Origin of the sequence: Nonomuraea guangzhouensis, from assembly GCF_019396345.1 — a bacterium.
GTDB classification, from domain to species: Bacteria; Actinomycetota; Actinomycetes; order Streptosporangiales; family Streptosporangiaceae; genus Nonomuraea; species Nonomuraea guangzhouensis.
The window spans coordinates 42121-57648 of sequence record NZ_JAHKRM010000017.1 but is presented as its reverse complement, the minus strand read 5'-3'; the positions used below and the strand labels follow the sequence as shown (position 1 = coordinate 57648).

Annotated in this window: 12 protein-coding genes; 10 read left to right on the top strand and 2 right to left on the bottom strand. The window is 70.9% G+C overall.

All coding sequences use genetic code 11. The features are described 5' to 3' along the window. Positions 1-5: 5 nt before the first annotated feature. The 5 genes from KME78_RS32570 to KME78_RS32550 all read left to right on the top strand — a co-directional run bounded on the left by KME78_RS32570 (position 6) and on the right by KME78_RS32550 (position 4513). The gene (locus KME78_RS32570; RefSeq protein WP_219533233.1) at positions 6-866 is read left to right on the top strand and encodes a Gfo/Idh/MocA family protein; all 861 of its coding nucleotides are present in this window, start codon (positions 6-8) and stop codon (positions 864-866) included. 199 nt (positions 867-1065) lie between these two features. After that, positions 1066-2016, top strand: coding sequence for an ABC transporter substrate-binding protein (locus KME78_RS32565; protein WP_219533232.1), 951 nt, complete (start codon positions 1066-1068; stop codon positions 2014-2016). A 25-nt stretch (positions 2017-2041) separates the two neighbouring features. Further along, positions 2042-3040: a FecCD family ABC transporter permease gene (locus tag KME78_RS32560; protein WP_219533419.1), complete on the top strand. Its 999-nt coding sequence runs from the start codon at positions 2042-2044 to the stop codon at positions 3038-3040. Between the two features lie 26 nt (positions 3041-3066). Then, a complete protein-coding gene (locus KME78_RS32555; RefSeq protein ID WP_219533231.1) occupies positions 3067-3840 on the top strand; it encodes an ABC transporter ATP-binding protein in 774 nt (257 codons plus the stop codon). 10 nt (positions 3841-3850) lie between these two features. Then, positions 3851-4513 (top strand): adenosylcobinamide amidohydrolase, encoded by a 663-nt coding sequence (locus KME78_RS32550; RefSeq protein ID WP_219533230.1) that lies wholly within the window; start codon positions 3851-3853, stop codon positions 4511-4513. A gap of 33 nt (positions 4514-4546) precedes the next feature. On the opposite strand, the gene KME78_RS66440 is transcribed toward KME78_RS32550, so the two are convergent. Further along, on the bottom strand, positions 4547-6448 hold the full coding sequence (locus tag KME78_RS66440; RefSeq protein WP_281428921.1) for a hydantoinase B/oxoprolinase family protein: 1902 nt from the start codon (positions 6446-6448) through the stop codon (positions 4547-4549). Positions 6449-6475: 27 nt separating this feature from the next. Next, positions 6476-8530 carry a hydantoinase/oxoprolinase family protein gene (locus tag KME78_RS32535; protein ID WP_219533229.1) on the bottom strand — a complete coding sequence of 685 codons (2055 nt, stop codon included), beginning with the start codon at positions 8528-8530 and terminating at the stop codon, positions 6476-6478. Between the two features lie 106 nt (positions 8531-8636). Here KME78_RS32535 and KME78_RS32530 point away from each other — a divergent pair, with 106 nt between their 5' ends. From KME78_RS32530 to KME78_RS32510, 5 genes are all read left to right on the top strand, one after another. Continuing rightward, positions 8637-10151, top strand: coding sequence for a tetratricopeptide repeat protein (locus KME78_RS32530; RefSeq protein WP_219533228.1), 1515 nt, complete (start codon positions 8637-8639; stop codon positions 10149-10151). Continuing rightward, positions 10151-11662, top strand: coding sequence for a serine/threonine protein kinase (locus tag KME78_RS32525; protein ID WP_219533227.1), 1512 nt, complete (start codon positions 10151-10153; stop codon positions 11660-11662). The genes KME78_RS32530 and KME78_RS32525 overlap by 1 nt, the downstream gene beginning before the upstream one ends. Positions 11663-11750: 88 nt before the next feature. After that, the gene (locus KME78_RS32520) at positions 11751-13832 is read left to right on the top strand and encodes a DUF6421 family protein (RefSeq protein WP_219533226.1); all 2082 of its coding nucleotides are present in this window, start codon (positions 11751-11753) and stop codon (positions 13830-13832) included. Then, positions 13829-14458, top strand: a complete 630-nt coding sequence (locus tag KME78_RS32515; RefSeq protein ID WP_219533225.1) for an SDR family NAD(P)-dependent oxidoreductase — start codon at positions 13829-13831, stop codon at positions 14456-14458. The genes KME78_RS32520 and KME78_RS32515 overlap by 4 nt, the downstream gene beginning before the upstream one ends. Further along, positions 14455-15501 carry a threonine aldolase family protein gene (locus KME78_RS32510; protein WP_219533224.1) on the top strand — a complete coding sequence of 349 codons (1047 nt, stop codon included), beginning with the start codon at positions 14455-14457 and terminating at the stop codon, positions 15499-15501. The genes KME78_RS32515 and KME78_RS32510 overlap by 4 nt, the downstream gene beginning before the upstream one ends. The last annotated feature ends 27 nt before the right edge of the window (positions 15502-15528 follow it).

The window sequence follows — 15528 nt, the reverse complement described above, 5'->3', positions numbered from 1 at the left end:
GCGGAATGGAACCGGTGTCGGTCGGTTTGATCGGAGCGGGGCCGTGGGCGGAGCGCGCGCACGCGCCGATGCTGGTCAAGAGCCCGTATCTCCGTTTCGCCGGGGTATGGGCGCGCCGCCCGGAGGCCGCCGCCGGGCTGGGGGCGCCGGTGTTCGAGCGGGTCGAGGAGCTGTTCGACGCGTGCGAGGCCGTGGCGTTCTGCGTGCCGCCGGCCGTACAGGCCGAATTGGGGGTGCGCGCGGCGCGGGCCGGAAAGGCGCTGCTGCTGGAGAAGCCGCTCGCCGACTCGCTGGAGAACGCGCGGCGCCTCGCGGACGCCGTACGCGAGGCCGGAGTGGCCTCGCAACTGGTCCTCACCATGCGCTACACCACGCAGGTCAGGGCGTTCCTGGCGCGCTGCGCCGACATCGAGGCGTTCGGCGGCCACGCCGCCAACATCTCCAACGTCCTGCTGGGCGACCACCCCTTCGGCACCCCGTGGCGCCTCGAGCGCGGCGCGCTCCTGGACGTCGGGCCGCACGTGATCGACCTGCTCGACGCCGCGCTCGGCCCGGTGACCGGCGTACGCGCGCACGGGCACCCGCTCGGCTGGACCGGCCTGCTGCTCGACCATGAGGGCGGCGCGGTCAGCGAGGCGTCGCTGAGCATGTCCGCCGCCGGAGACCTGCCGCCGTCGAGCATCGCGGTGTATGGCAGAACGGGCAACGCGGTGCTGCTGCCCGGCGACGACGATCCGTTCGCGACCATCGCCGAGGAGTTCGCGCAGACCGTACGCCAGGGCGGCGGGCACCCGCTGGACGCGGCCCACGGGCTCCGGCTGCAGCGGATCATCGCCGAGGCGGAGACGCAGTTGGGTACCCCTTGACTTAGTCGCCATCTGGAGCATTGATAACGTCTGTCCGACGCGCAGAGTTGCAGCGAAGTCCGGTGCGAGTCCGGCGCTGTCCCGCAACTGTCATAGCCAGGTCGCCTGCCTCCGCGCTGACGTCATCAACCCTCGTGGAAAAGGGTGATCCGTCGCTCTCAGCGGGTCTCTCGGTTCCGACAGTGTGAAAGGACTTCTCGTGAGGCCCGTACGCACGGCCTTCGCGGGCGCGCTGCTGGGAACGCTCGTTCTGACCGGATGCGGCCAGAACAGCACTACCACCACCGCCCAGCCCCCCGCGAGCTCAGCCACCTCCGCCGGCTCCGCCGCCTATCCCGTGACGGTCGAGGCGGCCAACGGCAAGGTCACCATCGCCAAGAAGCCGGAGCGGATCGTCTCGCTCTCCGCCAGCCACACCGAGACGCTCTTCGCCATCGGCGCCGGCCCCCAGGTCATCGCGGTGGACGACCAGTCCAACTACCCGGCCGGCGTCCCCAAGACCGACCTGTCCGGCTTCAAGCCGAACGTCGAGGCCATCGTCGCCCAGAAGCCCGACCTGGTCGTCGTCTCCAACGACATCGACAAGGTCGTCGCCGAGCTGGGCAAGCTGAACGTGCCCGTCCTCCTTGAACCGGCCGCCACCAAGCTCGACGAGGCGTACGACGAGATCACCGACCTCGGCGCCGCCACCGGCAACACCGACAAGGCCGGACAAGTCGTGACAGACATGAAGGCGGCCCTGGACAAGCTCGCGGCGAACGCCCCCAAGGACAAAAAGCTCACCTACTACCACGAACTCGACCAGACCCCCTACGCGGCCACGTCGAGCACGTTCATCGGGCAGATCTACGGCATGTTCGGCCTCACCAACATCGCCGACAAGGCGCCGGACCCGGCGGGCGGCTATCCCAAGCTGTCGGCGGAGTTCGTCGCCCAGGCCGACCCCGACCTGATCTTCCTGGCGGACGTGAAGTGCTGCCAGCAGAGCAAGGACACGCTGGCCAAGCGGCCCGGCTGGAAGGGACTGTCGGCCATCAAAAGCGACCAGGTGATCCAGCTCGACGACGACCTCGCCTCGCGCTGGGGCCCGCGGGTCGTCGACCTGGCCCAGTCCATCAGCGACGCGGTCGCCAAGGCGGCCACCCGCTAGTGAGGTTCTCGTGAGGTCCAGCCCGATGTGGACGGTGGGTGCGCTGGGCGTGCTCGCGGTCTCCATGGTCGCCGGGCTGCTCGGCGGGGCCGCCGACATCTCGCCGTGGCAGGTGGTGCTCCAGGTGGTCGACTGGCTGCCGTACGTCCACGTGGACTCGGGGCTGGCGCCCGTCGAACAGGGGCTGCTGTTCGAGCTGCGGCTGCCCAGGGTGCTGGTGGCCGCCGTGGTCGGCGGGCTGCTGGCCATCGCGGGGGCCGGTTACCAAGGGGTGTTCCGCAACCCGCTGGCCGACCCGTACCTGCTCGGCGCCGCCGCCGGAGCCGGGCTGACCACCACCGTGGTCATCGTGCTCGTGCCGGCCCCGGTGGTCGCCATCCCGGTGGCCGCGTTCGTGGGGGCCGTGGGCGGGGTGTTCCTGGCGTACGTGCTCGGGAACACCGCCGGTCGCGGGGGCGGCACCGCCACGCTGGTGCTCGCCGGGGTGGCCGTCACCGCGTTCCTCTCCTCGATCCAGACGTTCATCCAGCAGTTCAAGGTCGAGGAGTTGCAGCGCATCTACTCCTGGATCCTGGGCGACGTGGGCGGCGGGTGGGACCAGTTCTGGCTGGTGCTGCCGTACGCCGTCGTCTCTTCGCTGCTGCTGCTCGCGCACGGGCGGATGCTCGACGTGCTCTCGGTGGGGGACGAGGAGGCCACCAGCCTGGGCGTGCGGGCCGGCCGGGTACGGCTGGCGGTCCTGCTGGCCGCGTCCCTGGCCACCGCGGCGGCCGTGGCGGTGAGCGGTCTCATTGGGTTCGTCGGCATTGTCATCCCGCACGTGGTCAGGCGGCTGGCGGGCGGCTCGTACCGGATCGTGCTGCCGCTGTCGCTGATCGGCGGCGCCGCCTTCCTGGTGCTCGCCGACCTGATCGCGCGCACCGTCATCGCCCCCGCCGAGCTGCCCATCGGGGTGGTCACCATGTTCGTCGGCGCGCCGTTCTTCGTGGCCATCCTGCGCATGACCCGGCAGACCGCCACATGACAGGCACCGATCCGGCGGACCGCCGCATGATCGAGACAAGTGCTCTCTCGGTACGGCTCGGCGAGCGTGAGGTGCTCACCGACGTCGATCTCTCGGTACGGCGCGGCGAATGGCTGGCGATCATCGGCCCGAACGGTGCCGGAAAGTCCACCCTGCTCAAGGCCATCATGGGCGTGGTCGCCCACCGGGGCGACGTCATGGTCGGCGGCCGGGCCGCGCGCACACTCCGGCCGAGGGACAGGGCCAGGCTGGTCGCCTACGCACCCCAGACGCCCTCGCTGCCGCCCGACATGACCGTGTACGAATACGCCCTGCTCGGCCGCACCCCGTACATCTCCTACCTCGGCAGGGAGAGCCGCCACGACCGGGAGGTCACCGGGTCGGTGCTCGAACGCCTCGACCTCGCCGAGTTCGCCGAACGCCGGCTGGGCGAGCTGTCCGGCGGCGAACGGCAGCGCGTGGTCCTGGCCAGAGCGCTGGCCCAGCAGGCGCCCGCGCTCCTGCTCGACGAGCCCACGACCGCGCTCGACCTCGGACACCAGCAGCAGGTGCTGGAGCTGGTCGACCGGCTCAGACTCGCCGACGAGCTGACCGTGGTGACGACGCTGCACGACCTCACCCTCGCCGGGCAGTACGCCGATAGGCTCCTGCTGCTCGCCGACGGCCGGGCCGTCGCCGCCGGGCAGCCGGGACAGGTGCTCACGGAGGCACTGGTCGGCACGCACTTCGACGCCCGGGTGGAGATCTCACTCGGTCCCGGAGGGCGGCCCGTCGTGCACCTGGTCAGAGGGAGCTCGTGAAGGGGGTCCGGTGAAGCTGGCGTATCGGGTCGAGGACGGGGTGCGGCTCGGGTCGCTGCTGTGGGAGTTCGGGCCGGGGTGGCGGATGATCTCCTCGGCGCTCCTGGGCGGGGGGATCGGGGCGCGTACGTGGGTGCTGAACGCGCAGGTCGTGGCGGGCTACTCACGGATGGACCCGGTTGATCACCTTCGCGAGCTCGGGCCTGACGACGGCCTCGGGATAGGGATGATGACGGCGGCCTCGGTGGAGCGGTACGCGCGGGCGGTGGACGGGGAGGTGGAGGTCGTGGCCACGGTCGGATTACGCGTCCCCACCTGGGCCGCCGCCCCCGAAGACACCACCGACCCCGAACTGGCCCCGATGCTCGGTGAGCCGGCCGCTGCCAGGCCGCCTGTGGGGACGATCAACCTGATGGCCGTGATGCCGGTCGCGATGACCGATGCCGCCCTGGTCAACGCCGTGATGACGATGACGGAGGCCAAATCGCAGGCGCTGATCGAGGCGGGCTTCCCGTGCACCGGCACCGCCTCGGACGCCCTCTGCCTGGCCGTACGCGCCGACGGGCCGGAGGAACTCTTCGGCGGCCCACGCTCAACCTGGGGCGCCCGCCTGGCCCGCGCCGTCCACTCGGCCGTCCACCAGGGCGCCGCCTCCTGGCGCCCCCGCACCTAGCTCGCCGGGCCCGGCTCACCGCGCCGACCTCACCTAGCTCACCGGATCTGGTCGGCGCGTCAGGCCGTAGTCCTCCTGGGCGCCCCGCTCCGTGATGAGGCCCGCAACGAGGTCGGCGAGCACTGCCTCGCGGTCCCGCTCGTACGGGGAGCCCATCCCGCCCCCGCCCGTCGTCTCCACCACGAACGCCTCACCCGCGGCGAACCGCACATTGTTCACCTTCGACGCGAGCCGCTCGACCGTCCCGTCCAGGTGCCGCTTGAAGAAGCCGCCGAGCCGCCCCGGCAGCCCACCGTCGCGTCCCGGCGGGGCCAGGCGCAGCCGGTCGCCGCGCGTCGTGACATGGCAGTCCGCCAGGAACCGGTACACCGTCCGCGACCCCAGCCCGCCGCGATGCCGCCCGGGGCCGCCGGAGTCGGGGATGGTCTCGATCGACTCGACGACCAGCGGGCAGCGGCTCTCCACCGGCTCGGCCTGCGGCACCGAGTTCCGGCCGATGCCGAAGTGCACGCCTGTCGCGTCCGGCCCGTCGAGCCCCCGCCGCGCGCCGACACCGCCGAAGTCGTACGAGAGGTGGATCCAGTACGGCGCCCCGACGGCCGCGATGGAGAACGGCTGGAGGATGCCGCTGGGCGCGATGGCCCGCTCCGGGACGGCGTCCGACAGCGCCTGGAAGATGGCCTCCATGGCCGCGTAGATCGGCACGTACCGCCCGCCGCACGGGTAGGGGGAGCGGGCGTTGAGCAGCGACCCCTCCGGCAGCCGCATCTCGATCGCGCGCAGGCACCCGTCGTTCATGGGAATGGTCGGATCGAGGAAGCAGCGCACCGCGAACACGGCCGCGGCCAGCGACTGCGACGCGGACGCGTTGATCGCCGCCGGCACCTGCGACCCGGTCCCCGCGAAATCCACCACAACCCGCACCTCGGGAACCCGGGGCACGCGTGTCTCGGGATCCCCGGGAACGCGTGTCTCGGTGCCCTCGGGACCGGCGGTGCCCTCGGGACCGGCGATGTTACCCCCGGGACCCCCGGCAACCCCGGGACCCCCAGGACCCCCCGTCTCGGGCAGCCCGCCGATCACCTCAGGGGACTGCGGCTCGACGTCCCGGGAGCCGCGCTCTCCGGTGCCCCCGGAGGGCTGGCGTTCCAGGGTGAGAGCGACGCGGATGTAGTGGGATTTTTCCTGATCGATCCCGTCGTCATCGATCGGGTAGGACGCTTCGAAGCGGCCCTCGGGCAGGTCGGCCAGCGCGGTCCGCGTCCTGGCCTCCGTGTAGTCGAGGTAGTCGTCGATCCCCGCCGCCAGCCCGTCGGCGCCGTACTCCGCGACCAGCGCGCCGACCCGGGCGGCCGCCACCGCCGTGCCGGCCACGAGCGCCCGCACGTCGCCCATGACCTTGTCCGGGGTACGGCTGTTGGCCCGGAGAATGGCCTCCACCGCCGGTTCGAGCCCGCCGGATGTCGCCAGCCGTACGGGAGGAAGCTGGAGCCCTTCGAGGAAGATGTCGGTGGCCAGCGGCGCCATGCCACCGGCGGACAGCCCGCCCAGGTCCGACACGTGGATCATGGTCGCGGCGAAGTACGCGGGCCGGTCCCCGACGAAGACGGGCCGGTAGACGAGCAGGTCGTTGGTGTGCACGCCGCCCCGGTAGGCGTCGTTGAGCACGTACACGTCACCGGGACGCATCGTCTCCAGAGGCACGTCCCGGATCAGCTCGGGCAGGGCGACCTTGAGGGCCATGCTGTTCATGAGCGTGGTGGCCATGGAGTGCGCGATCAGCCGCCCGCGCGCGTCCAGGACGGCGGCGGACGCGTCGGACCCCTCGACGATGAACGTCGAGTACGCCGACCGCACCACGACGATGCTGGCCTCCTCGGCGGCGACCACCAGCGCGTTCCGCAGCACCTCGGCGGTCAGCACGTCACTGCTCATGCGGCTCCTCGGTCAGGTGCCCGGCCCTCACCGGCCGAGTTGGTCAGGTCTCTGGTCCGTGTCGGCCGAGTTCGTCGGGTGTCCGGCCTGCGCCGGCCGAGTCAGGTGTACGGCCCGCGCCGGGCCGAGCGCGGCGGTCCACCCGGGCGGCACCACGATCGTGGACTCGGCGTCCTCGATGATCCCCGGCCCGGACAGCACCGCCAGCGTGTCCCGGGTGTGCACCGGCACCTCGGCATACCCGCCCAGCTCGGCGAAGTACGCGAGCCGCACCCCGCCCGGGCCGGAGCACGCCGCGGGGGCGTGACTGACCGCCGGGCCGTCGGTGGCGGGCAGGGTGACGCGGACCCGGTAGCTGACGATCTCGACCTCGCCCCGCTGCGCGATCCCGTACACCTGCTCGTACCTCTCGAAGAACCGCTTCTCCAACTCCGCACGCGCCGGGCTCCATGCCACGGTCAGATCATGCGACTGCCCCTTGAACCGCACGTCCACCGACCGGGAGACCCGCACCCCGGGATCCGACGGCGACACCCCGAGATCCTCCGCTGCCGACGCGGCCAGCGCCCCGAACACCTCCGCGGGATCCGCCGCGTCCAGCCGTGACAGCACCCGGTCCGTCGACAGGTCGGCCACCAGCAGCCCGGCCGCCGACGCGACCCCGCAGTGGGCGGGCACCACCACGGTCCCGATCCCGAACCGCTCCGCCACCCGCGCCGCGTGCATCGGCCCCGCCCCGCCGAACGCCACCAGCGCGTACCCACGCGGATCGATCCCGCGCTGCACGGTCACCACGTGCACGGCCGACGCCATCGAGGCGCTGACGATCTCGTGCACGGCATGCGCCGCCGCCGCCCTGGACACCCCGAGCGGCCCCGCCAGCCGGTCCAGCGCCTTGTCGGCGAGCGGCGCGGAGAGCGGGATCGACGCCGATGACAGGTAGCCGAGCACGAGGTTCGCGTCCGTCACCGTCGGCTCGGAGCCGCCCAGGCCGTAGCAGGCCGGTCCGGGGTCGGAGCCCGCCGAGTGCGGGCCGACGCGCAGCGCGCCCGCGGCGTCGAGCCAGGCGACGCTGCCGCCGCCCGCGCCCACCTCCGCCAGGTCGATGGCCGGGGTCTTGATCGGCACCCCGGTCCCGGCCCGCCGCCCGCCGAAGCTGCCCTTGCCGCCCACGTGGAACTCGTGCGTGATCTCCGGCCGCCCGTCCCGCACCACGCAGGTCTTGGCCGTGGTCCCGCCCATGTCGAACGAGATGACGTTCGCGAACCCGCTGCCCGCCGCCGCGAGCACCCCGGCCGCCGGCCCGGACTCGATCATGGCGACCGCCCGCCTGGCCGCCAGCTCGGCGGAGATCACGCCGCCGCTCGACTCCATGACGTGCACGGGCGCGCGCACGCCCAGAGAGGCCAGCCGCTCGCTCAGCCTGGAGAGGTACGAGGCCATGATCGGGCCGATATAGGCGGACATGATGGTCGTTGTGGCCCGCTCGTACTCGCGGATCTCCGGCCACACCTCGGACGAGGTGACCACGTTCTCGATGGATTCGCGCAGGATCGCGGCCACCTGCCGCTCGTGTGCGGGGTTGGCGTAGGAGTGCAGCAGGCACACCGCCGCCGACGTGATGCCCCGCCGCGTGATCTCGGCCGCCGCCCGCCGTACCGAGTCGAGGTCGAGGGGCGTCAGTACGGCCCCACGCGCCGACACCCGCTCCACCACCTCGAAGCAGTCGCCCGCGGCCACCGGCGGGGGCGGCGGGGTGAAGCGCAGGTCGTAGCGGTCCTCCTCGACCCGGGCGTAACGGCCCAGCGGGATGACCGAGCGGAAGCCCTGGGTGGTGACATAGGCCACCCGTACGCCCTTGCGTTCGAGCACCGCGTTGGTGGCCAGCGTGGTGGCGTGCACGACCCGGGTGACCAGCGCGGGGTCCACGCCGGCGAGTACTCGTGTAACACCGTTCGTAATTCCGGCGATGGGGTCGTAGGGGGTGCTCAAACACTTGGCTACCGTTACCTCGCCCAAAGGACCGCGCAGGACCACGTCAGTGAAGGTTCCGCCCACGTCGACGCCGATCGCGTAGCCCATTCAGGTACCGTAGACGTCCAAGCAAGCGCTTGTCTACGAGCTCATCTATTGACTTCCGGTGGGTGATTGGGACCCTTATTTCTATAACTGCGAAATGGGAGCGGAGATGGCGCGTCTCACAGCTCTGGCCGGGGGCGCCGCGGTGGCGCTCGTGCTGTTCGCACTGCCCGCGGCAGCGCACGAGCACCCCAGCGGGATCACCGACCTGGTGACTCCGGCCGTGGTGCGCGTGGAAGCCTCCTCTCATGTTGAGATCACTCTGCTCGATCACGTGGGCGAGCTGTTGCATGTGGAACGGTCCTACGACATCCCCATAGGCGTGGGGACGGGCATCGTGGTCAACCCCGAGGGTGCCGTCGTCACGCTCACCCGCGTGGTCAAGACCGACAAGGACGTGGCGGTGTACGCCGCCAACAAGATCTACGCCGAGCACCACAAGGTGAAGATCCCGCTCGACTACGAGCGGCACAAGCTCAAGGACCCCCTGCTCCAGCACCACCTGAAAGAGTGCTACCCGCCCAAGACCAGCGTGTCGACCTGCATCATCAACGTCACCACCAACGTCACGATATTTCCGAACGTCTCCCCGGCCGACCCCAAGGGCCTCAAGGCCGACATCGTCAAGGTCGGCGCGCAGCCGGACAGCCCGGCCGTGCTGGTCCCCTCGGGCCGGGTCGTCGGCAGCGTCGGCATGCCCACCGCGCCCCTCGCCGACAAGGTGCCCGACCAGCAGGGCTCGCCCACCAACGTGGCCGGGTTCACCGACCGGCCCGGCGCGAACGTCAAGGAGACGGTGGAGATCGCGCACCTGGGCAAGGGCGGCGGTGGTGGTCAGGACACCGGCCGGCAGTTCTCCGACCCGGAGAAGAAGGTCGACGAGCCCGTGAAGCTCGGCGCTCTGGCCGACCGCGGCCTGCTCGGCGCGCCGGTCATCGGTGACAAGGACGGCCACGTCATCGGCATGCTCATCGGCGGGGGCAAGGACGCCAGGATGATCGGCGTCAGGGAGATCCTCGCCGCGCTGGCCAAGGCCGGGGTCGCGCCGCGCCGTGGCGCCATCGACGCCGCGTTCGAGGCGGCTTTGACCCGCTATCACACCAAGTACTACACCGAGGCCGCGCCGGGCTTCCAGCGCGTGCTGGAGCTCTACCCGGGCAACGTGGTGGCGGCGAACCTGCTGAAGACCTCCCTGCAGAAGCGCGGCGGCCCGGAGGACGCGGGCAGCAAGCAGGCCGTGGCACCGGCGCCCCGGAGCATGCCGCTCTGGCCGTTCATCGTCGCCGCCGCGGTGCTGTTCGTGGCCGCGGGCGCCGGGGCGTTCCTGCTGTGGCGGCGCCGCCGTACCCCTGAGGAGAAACCGGACCAGCCACCGCCCCTCGTCGCGGCCGCGGCAGCGGCGGCGGTATCGTCGGCGCCGACCTCACCGCCACTGTCGCTCGACGAGGGCGCGAACCAGACCGTCGTGGTCCGCAGGTCGCAGCCCTTCCAGGTGATCCCGAAGCAGCAGCAGGTGCTCACCGAGCAGGACCAGCCGTCCGTCAAATACTGCACCGCGTGCGGAATGCGGCTGGGGGCCGCGCATCGCTTCTGCGGTTACTGCGGCCACCCCATCGAGACGTGATGCCGGTGAACGACAGATCGCTCGTGGGCCAGGAGGTGGCCGGTTACTACATCGAGGACATCGTCGGTAAGGGCGGCATGGCCGTCGTCTACCTGGCGCTCGATCCGAGGCTGAGCCGCCGGGTGGCGTTGAAGATCCTCAACCCGGTGCTCAGCGTCGATGACCGGTTCAGGCAGCGCTTCATCCTGGAGTCCAGGACGGTCGCCAGCATCGAACACCCCAACATCATCCCGATCTACGAGGCGAACGCCGACGCCGACGGCGTGCTCTACATCGCGATGCGTTACGTCGACGGGCTCGACCTGCGCCGCCTCATCTACGACCGGGGCGCGCTGCCGATCGCGCAGGCGAACCAGATCGTCGCCCAGGTGGCCGCCGCGCTCGACGCCGCGCACGCGCACGACCTGATCCACCGCGACGTGAAACCGGCCAACATCCTGCTGGCCGGCGACCACGTCTACCTGACCGACTTCGGCATCACCAAGCACCGTACGTCCATCTCCGGGCTCACCCAGACCGACCAGTTCATCGGGACGCCCCGCTACATGGCGCCCGAGCAGATCAACAAGGAGCACATCGACGGCAGGTGCGACCAGTACGCGCTGGCCTGCGTCGCCTACGAGGCGCTGTCGGGGCGGCTGCCGTTCCCGCGTGACAACGACATCGCGCTGCTCTGGGCGCACCTGGCCGAGCAGCCCACGCCGCTGTCACAGGTCAGGCCGGAGCTGCCGGTCGAGGTCGACGGCGTGATGATGCGGGCGCTGGCCAAGTCGCCCGAGCAGCGCTACCCGTCGTGCACCGCGTTCGTCACCGCGCTGCGCGACGCGATCAGTGGTCAGCCCGGCCCCGGCATACCTCTTCCCACTCAGCCCTCGGCCGTACGCAAGAAGCGGAAAGCCGACGCCGGCCCGAGCCGGCTGCCGCTCGTGCTGGCCACGCTGATCGCGGCCATCGCGGCGCTGACCCTGGTCGTCTTACTCGTCATGACCCAGAAGGGCGACTCCTGGGCCCGCTACCAGAGCACCACCGCCGCCCCGCTCACCTTCGAGTACCCGGCCGACTGGACCGTCAAGACACACGGCGACCTGTTCGCGGTGGCCTCGCCGCATGCCGCCGAGTTCGAGGGGATGTTCGTCTCCGGCGCGGCCGCGGACTGGACCGCGGTGAACCAGGTCATCACCGGCGACACCGACAACGCCGTGGGCGTCTACGTACAGGTCTCCGACGCGCTCAGCGCCAGCGCGACCGCCGCCCAGATGAAGGCCATGCTCGAAGGGCTGCTGCCCGGCGAGATCGTGGTGGACCAGCCCGTCCCCGACCGGGCGGGCGACAGCGACGCCACGCGGTACGACGGCTCCCTGCGCGACCGCAACAGCGGCAACCGGCTCGGCTTCGTCAGCTACGTCATCGACCGCCGGCCCAAACCGGTGCTGGTGCTCTACTTCTGCGCCAAGAACCGCTGCGACGACGCCACCGAGGGCCGCGTCCGGCAGAGCGTCCACCTCTCCTGACATCTCACCATCCGGACCGGATTGTCGGTTTTGGGCTGGGCTATATGTATATTTTCCGCTAGAAGACGGTTATGGCGGGAGATATTTCATGCAGGCGTTCCCCAGGGTGCTCTTCGACGAGGCCCACAGCGAGTCGTGGACCATCCGGCGTGACGTCGCGGAGGCCATCAACCCGGCGCACCCCGACGACAACAGCTACGCCCGCGCGGCCGAGCTGCTGCGGCGTCTCGGCCACACGGTGACGGCCCGGCTGGCGGGCCCGCTCGACGCGGGAACGCTCCAGGAACAGGACGTCCTGGTCATCGCGCATCCGTCGGGGGAGCGGTGGGAGCGCACCACGGGCCAGGGGAGTCCGGTGTTCTCGGCCGCCGAGATCGACGCCGTGGAGGCGTTCGTGGCGGGTGGCGGCGGGCTGGTGGTGCTGGCCGAGGAGGAGCAGGACAAGTACGGCAACAACCTGGCCGAGCTGCTGGGACGGTTCGGGGTGGGCGTCGAGCACACCACCGTGCGGGACCCCGGCCACGCGCACCGCGGGGTGGTCACCTGGGTGCTCGGCGAGCGGGCCACGAACGACGGGCTGCTGGCCGGGGTCAACGCCGCCTGCTTCTACCGCTCCGGCGTGCTGACCCTCCCGGACCCGGCCACCGTCGGTGGCGTGGATGCCACCGTGCTGTTCGCCAGCTCGGCGAGCGCGGATCCGGCCGGTGCGGCGCTGGCCGTGGCGGTGCGGCACGGGCGGGGCCGGGTGCTGGTGTTCGCCGACTCGGACCTGTTCGGCGACGACTCGATCGAGGACCACGACCACCGCGCACTGTGGGGGAACGTGGTGACCTGGGCGGCCCGCGTGCCGGACGACAACGCCGCCGTCTCCCGGGACGAGCGGAAGGCGAGCCTGTTCGCCGACCTCAAGGCGACGGTCGAGGAGCTGCGCCCGCTCCAGGTCAAGGACGGCTCGGTGCCCTCTGAAAAGCCCCGGGCCAAGGCGCTGGTGGCCACGATCGGCGGCAAGCTGGCCGAGATCTCGCCGTACTTCCCCCAGGACGCCGCCTACCTGGCAGCGGTCCGCGACGACCTGGCCAAGTGGAGCGCCCAAGACCTGGGCGTACCGGACTTCCTGGACTCCCTGCAGCTGTTCCACCCCGACACCCAGCGGGTGGACGGCCTGGAGCACCTGGTCGTCTTCCCCATGTACACCCAGAACGGCAACCCGAACCGCAACCTGGAGGCCGTCTGGCTCCGCACGATCTGGCCGGACTGGCTGGCCGAGCTGGAGTCGTCCGGCTACGACAACCCGATGTTCGTGCCGATCGCCTTCGAGGACTTCACCTCCGGCTACGACACCCACTCGGCCGTGCTCTTCCCCGAGACCGTCGCCGTACGGCAGGCGCCGGAGCGGTTCACCTGGGGCGGCATCTTCGCCGACCGGGAGGCGGCCAGATTCCGGCGGGTCGCCATGGCCGCCACCGCGACGCTCAAGCTCGACCTGCCGCCCGACGCGGCCCGGCTGCTGGAGTCGCAGCGGCTGGCCCAGGACACCTTCGTCATGTGGGATCTGATCCACGACCGTACCCACAGCCACGGTGACCTGCCGTTCGACCCGTTCATGATCAAGCAGCGCATGCCGTACTGGCTGTACTCGCTCGAAGAGCTGCGCTGCGACCTGACCGCGTTCGGCGAGGCCGTACGGCTGGAGGAGAAGGGCGTGCCGCACGCGCGATACGTTCAGCACGCGATCCTGTTCGACCGGTTGTTCCGCTTCCCGATCACCGGTGACCGGGTGCGTAACTACGACGGGCTCGGCGGGCAGTTGCTCTTCGCGTACCTGCACCGCAACGACGTGGTGCGGTGGACCGACAACCGGCTCACGATCGACTGGGCGCGCGTGGCGGGCGGCGTGGCCGACCTGCGCGGCGAGGTCGAGAAGCTGTACCGGGACAGCATCGACCGGTCCAAGCTGGCGCACTGGCTGGCGGCGTACGAGCTGGTGAGCGGGTACGTCGAGCCGAACCCCGGATCGACCTGGGCCAAGGGGATCCAGGCGCTGCCGGAGGAGCAGAAGGCCAAGGTGGACGCGGTGCTGGCGGACGAGTTCCCGCTGAGCATGTTCTACGAGGCACTGCGCCGTAAGCTGGGCGAAGTGGTCGAATCGACTAGGGGGATCCGGGCATGATCATTCTGGTTACGGGTGCCGGTGGGCCCACTGGCCAGGCCGTTTCCGGATTTTTCCGGAAAAATGGGCACACTGTGCTCGGGGTCGACAAGGACGACGTCGACCTCCTCGACCGCGCGGCCGTGCAGGCACTCGCGGACCGGATCTCCGCCGAGCACGGCCACGTCGACGGGGTGGTGCACCTGGTCGGCGGCTGGCGCGGCGCGAACTCGTTCGCCGAGACGAACCTCGACGACTGGGACGCCCTGCACGACCTGCTGATCCGCACGCTCCAGCACGTCTCGCTGGCCTTCGAGCCGCTGCTGCGCAAGAGTGAGAACGGCCGGTTCGTGATCGTTTCCGCCAAGGCGGCCGAGCACCCCACTGCGGGCGGCGCCCCCTACGCCGCCGCCAAGGCGGCCTCGGAGGCGTGGACGCTCGCCCTCGCCGACGCCCTGAAGGACACCGGCAGCGCGGCGGTCATCCTGGTCGTCAAGGCCCTGGTGAACGACGCCATGCGCGCCGCCAAGCCGGACTCCCGTTTTGCCGGGTTCACCGATGTCAATACGCTGGCTGAGACGATCGGCGACCTCTACGACCGGCCCGCCGCCCAGCTCAACGGCACTCGATTGGACCTCACTCAGTGATCTCCCGGCACGACCCTCAGCTCAAGAGCTTCGCCAGCGACAACTACGCGGGGGTGCATCCGGAGATCCTGCGCGCCATCGCCGACGCCAACGGCGGCCACCAGATCGCCTACGGTGACGACGTCTACACCGAGGCCCTGCGCGAGGTCTTCCAGCGGCACTTCGGCGAGCGGGCGCAGGCGTGGCCGGTGTTCAACGGCACCGCCGCGAACGTCGTCTCGCTGCGCGCCATGACCGCTCAGTGGGAGGCGGTCATCTGCTCCGAGACCGCCCACATCCACACCGACGAGGGCGGCGCGCCGGAGGTCGTGGGCGGCATCAAGCTGCTGACCGTACCCACGCCCGACGGCAAGCTCACGCCCGAGCTGATCGACCGCCAGGCCTGGGGCTTCGGCGACGTCCACCGCTCCCAGCCGCGCGTGGTCTCCATCTCCAACACCACCGAACTCGGCACTCTCTACACCCCCGAGGAGATCGCGGCCGTCTGTGCCCACGCGCACGACCGTGGGCTGCTCGTCCATCTCGACGGCTCCCGCCTCACGAACGCCGCCGCCGCCCTCGACGTCCCGATGCGGGCGCTGACCACGGACGCGGGCGTCGACGTCCTCTCCTTCGGTGGCACCAAGATCGGCCTGCTGTACGGCGAGGCGGTCGTGGTGCTCAACCCCGAGGCGGCCACCGGCATCGACTACCTCCGCAAGACGTTCATGCAGCTGTCGTCGAAGATGCGGTTCGTGTCCGCCCAGTTCGAGGCGCTGCTCTCCGGCGACCTGTGGCTGCGCAACGCCCGCCAGGCCAACGCCATGGGGCGGCGGCTGGCGGCGGCGGTCCGCGACATCCCCGGTGTCGAGGTGCCGCGGCCGGTGCAGGCGAACGCGGTGTTCGCGGTGCTGCCGCGTGAGGTGACGGAGCGGCTGCAGAAACGGTTCCGGTTCTACACCTGGAACGAGGCGACGGGGGAGGTGCGGTGGATGTGCGCCTTCGACACCACGGAAGCGGATGTGGACGCCTTCGCGGCCGCTGTCCGGGAGGAGATGCACTGACGCGCTCTGTGCCTGACGCGCTCTGTG

Coding starts and splice junctions, on each gene's coding strand:
- KME78_RS32560 (WP_219533419.1), top strand. CDS start 2,042: ATGTGGACGGTGGGTGCGCTGGGCGTGCTCGCGGTCTCCATGGTCGCC.
- KME78_RS32515 (WP_219533225.1), top strand. CDS start 13,829: ATGATCATTCTGGTTACGGGTGCCGGTGGGCCCACTGGCCAGGCCGTT.
- KME78_RS32570 (WP_219533233.1), top strand. CDS start 6: ATGGAACCGGTGTCGGTCGGTTTGATCGGAGCGGGGCCGTGGGCGGAG.
- KME78_RS32530 (WP_219533228.1), top strand. CDS start 8,637: ATGGCGCGTCTCACAGCTCTGGCCGGGGGCGCCGCGGTGGCGCTCGTG.
- KME78_RS66440 (WP_281428921.1), bottom strand. CDS start 6,448: ATGAGCAGTGACGTGCTGACCGCCGAGGTGCTGCGGAACGCGCTGGTG.
- KME78_RS32535 (WP_219533229.1), bottom strand. CDS start 8,530: ATGGGCTACGCGATCGGCGTCGACGTGGGCGGAACCTTCACTGACGTG.
- KME78_RS32525 (WP_219533227.1), top strand. CDS start 10,151: ATGCCGGTGAACGACAGATCGCTCGTGGGCCAGGAGGTGGCCGGTTAC.
- KME78_RS32520 (WP_219533226.1), top strand. CDS start 11,751: ATGCAGGCGTTCCCCAGGGTGCTCTTCGACGAGGCCCACAGCGAGTCG.
- KME78_RS32555 (WP_219533231.1), top strand. CDS start 3,067: ATGATCGAGACAAGTGCTCTCTCGGTACGGCTCGGCGAGCGTGAGGTG.